This is a genomic window from Parafannyhessea sp. (genome assembly GCF_051876455.1).
In the GTDB taxonomy this organism is placed as follows: Bacteria; Actinomycetota; Coriobacteriia; order Coriobacteriales; family Atopobiaceae; genus Parafannyhessea.
Genome location: NZ_JBJEHW010000144.1, coordinates 8,867 through 11,083 on the forward strand (window position 1 = coordinate 8,867; position 2,217 = coordinate 11,083).

The window sequence follows — 2,217 nt, forward strand, 5'->3', positions numbered from 1 at the left end:
CACGGCGCCCACCAGGGCATCGTGGCACAGGCCAGCCCCTATGACTACGCGGAGCTTGCCGATGTCATCCGGAGGGCCGGCCAGGGCGACGCGCTCGTCGTCCTTCTCGACCACGTGACCGATGAGGCCGAGCTCGGCGCCGTCGTCCGCTCCGCGGAGGCCGCGGGCGCGGCCGGCGTCGTGATTGCCAAGGCGCGCGCCGCGGGCGTGGGCGTCGGTGCGTACGGGGCGTCCGCGGGCGCGGTGCGGCGCGTGCCCGTCGCGCAGGTGCCTAACCTCGCGACCGCGATCGGCGAGCTCAAGCAGGCCGGCTTCTGGGCGGCGTGTCCCGCGGGGGACGCGCGGCAGGACGTGTGGTCGGCCCCGCTGGAGGGCCGCCTCTGCCTGGTCGTGGGCCCGGAGGGCACGGGCGTATCGCGCCTGGTGCGCCAGAGGTGCGACTTCGAGTGCCGCCTGCCCCAGCGGGGGAGGGCGTCGCTCGGCGCGGCGCAGGCCGCCACGGTCATGTGCTACGAGTGGCTGCGCCGCGAGTCCCTGCGTGCTGCCGGGGAGGCGGAGTAGCGATGGCGCGCCCGCAGGAGCTCCTCGTGGTGGATGGCTACAACGTGATCCACAAGTCGCCGCGCTACATGGCGCTGGTGGACGAGGTCTCGGGCCGCCTGGGCGACACGGACCCCTTCGACCGCGCCCGCAAGCTGCTCGTGGCAGACGTGGCCGCCTACGCCCAGGGCCGCTACGAGGCCGTGGTCGTGTTCGACGGCGCGGGCAACGTGTCGCCCGACAGGCCAAACCTCACCATCGCGGGCGTGCGCACGGTCTTCTCCGCCACCGGCGAGGAGGCCGACAGCGTGATCGAGCGCATCGTGACGGAGGCCCGCCACGACGTCCGCGCGGTCACGGTCATCACGTCCGACAACACGATCCGCGCCACGGTGGGCGGCATCCCGGTCACGCGCCTGTCCAGCGACGTGCTTATCCACGACGTGAACGCCATCGTGGAGGACGTCCGCGCCGCCAACGACGAGCGCAACCACCAGCGCCTCACGCTGGAGGACCGCCTCGACCCCAAGACGCGCCAGAAGCTGGACCGCCTCCTCGGCCGCATCTAGCTTCCCACGGGAAGAAGGCCAGCAGGGGAGAAGAACGTGGCCTCCCCGTCGCACCCGCCTGCCGTATGGATGTGATGTGCCGGCGCGAGACGTCTGGCGCAAACGCCCGCCTAACGATATGATTCAATAGCTCGCTGGCGTAGCTCAATGGCAGAGCCCTGGTTTTGTAAACCAGTTGTTGCAGGTTCGACTCCTGTCGCCAGCTCCAGAAGACTTTGGCGCCAAAATCTGAAAAAGATTTTGGCGCCTTTTCTTTTCCGGATGCTGTCCTTCTCGCCCAAAGCGCCTTTGCACACCACGTCTGACCTGCGGTTGTGCAGGAAATATGAGGGGGAGACGCCCGGATGGGTGGAATGCGTTGACAAGTTCGTTTCCACGTCGTAATATTTCCCCCGCTTGCAAGGGAAGTCTCGATTGCAGGCGAGCTTGAAAACGGAATGGGGATGTGGCACAGCGGCAACTGCGGCGGACTGTAAATCCGCTCCCTCTGGGTTCCTTGGTTCGAGTCCAAGCATCCCCACCATGCCCGTGTAGCTCAGTCGGTAGAGCACTTCGTTGGTAACGAAGAGGTCACCGGTTCGAATCCGGTCGCGGGCTCCATTTCAAGCAGGCATATTTGCCGGTGTAGCTCAGCTGGTTAGAGCACGCGGCTCATACCCGCGATGTCACTGGTTCGAATCCAGTCACCGGTACCAGCGTACTAACGGGGCTACGGCCCCGTTTGGCATAAGTGTTACGGCCGAAAGGTTGTTCTTAAGGAGGATGGCATGGCCAAGGAGAAGTTTGATCGTAGCAAGCCACACGTAAACATCGGTACGATTGGTCACGTCGACCACGGTAAGACCACCCTTACCGCAGCCATCACCAAGGTTCTCTCCGAGACCGAGGGCTGCAAGGCCAAGTACGAGGCCTTCGAGGACATCGACAAGGCTCCCGAGGAGCGTCAGCGCGGCATTACCATTTCCGTCGCTCACGTCGAGTACGAGACCTGGGAGCGCCACTACGCTCACGTCGATTGCCCGGGCCACGCCGACTACGTCAAGAACATGATCTCCGGCGCTGCTCAGATGGACGGCGCTATCCTGGTCATCGCCGCCACCGACGGCCC

General features: G+C 65.7%; 3 protein-coding genes and 4 tRNA genes. All 7 read left to right on the plus strand.

Annotated features, from left to right (window positions below; all coding sequences use genetic code 11):
• A partial coding sequence (locus tag ACI38Z_RS06440) for a TrmH family RNA methyltransferase (RefSeq protein WP_439789373.1) occupies nt 1-561 on the plus strand: 561 nt, incomplete at its 5' end.
• Nucleotides 562-563: 2 nt separating this feature from the next.
• The gene (locus ACI38Z_RS06445) at nt 564-1,109 is read left to right on the plus strand and encodes an NYN domain-containing protein (RefSeq protein ID WP_439789374.1); all 546 of its coding nucleotides are present in this window, start codon (nt 564-566) and stop codon (nt 1,107-1,109) included.
• A gap of 133 nt (nt 1,110-1,242) precedes the next feature.
• Nucleotides 1,243-1,317: transfer RNA gene (locus ACI38Z_RS06450), tRNA-Thr, on the plus strand.
• A gap of 231 nt (nt 1,318-1,548) precedes the next feature.
• Nucleotides 1,549-1,632: transfer RNA gene (locus ACI38Z_RS06455), tRNA-Tyr, on the plus strand.
• 1 nt (nt 1,633) lies between these two features.
• Nucleotides 1,634-1,709 (plus strand) — tRNA-Thr (locus ACI38Z_RS06460).
• A gap of 18 nt (nt 1,710-1,727) precedes the next feature.
• A tRNA-Met gene (locus ACI38Z_RS06465) sits at nt 1,728-1,804 on the plus strand.
• A gap of 72 nt (nt 1,805-1,876) precedes the next feature.
• On the plus strand, nt 1,877-2,217 hold a 341-nt coding region (locus ACI38Z_RS06470), incomplete at its 3' end, for a GTP-binding protein (protein WP_439789375.1).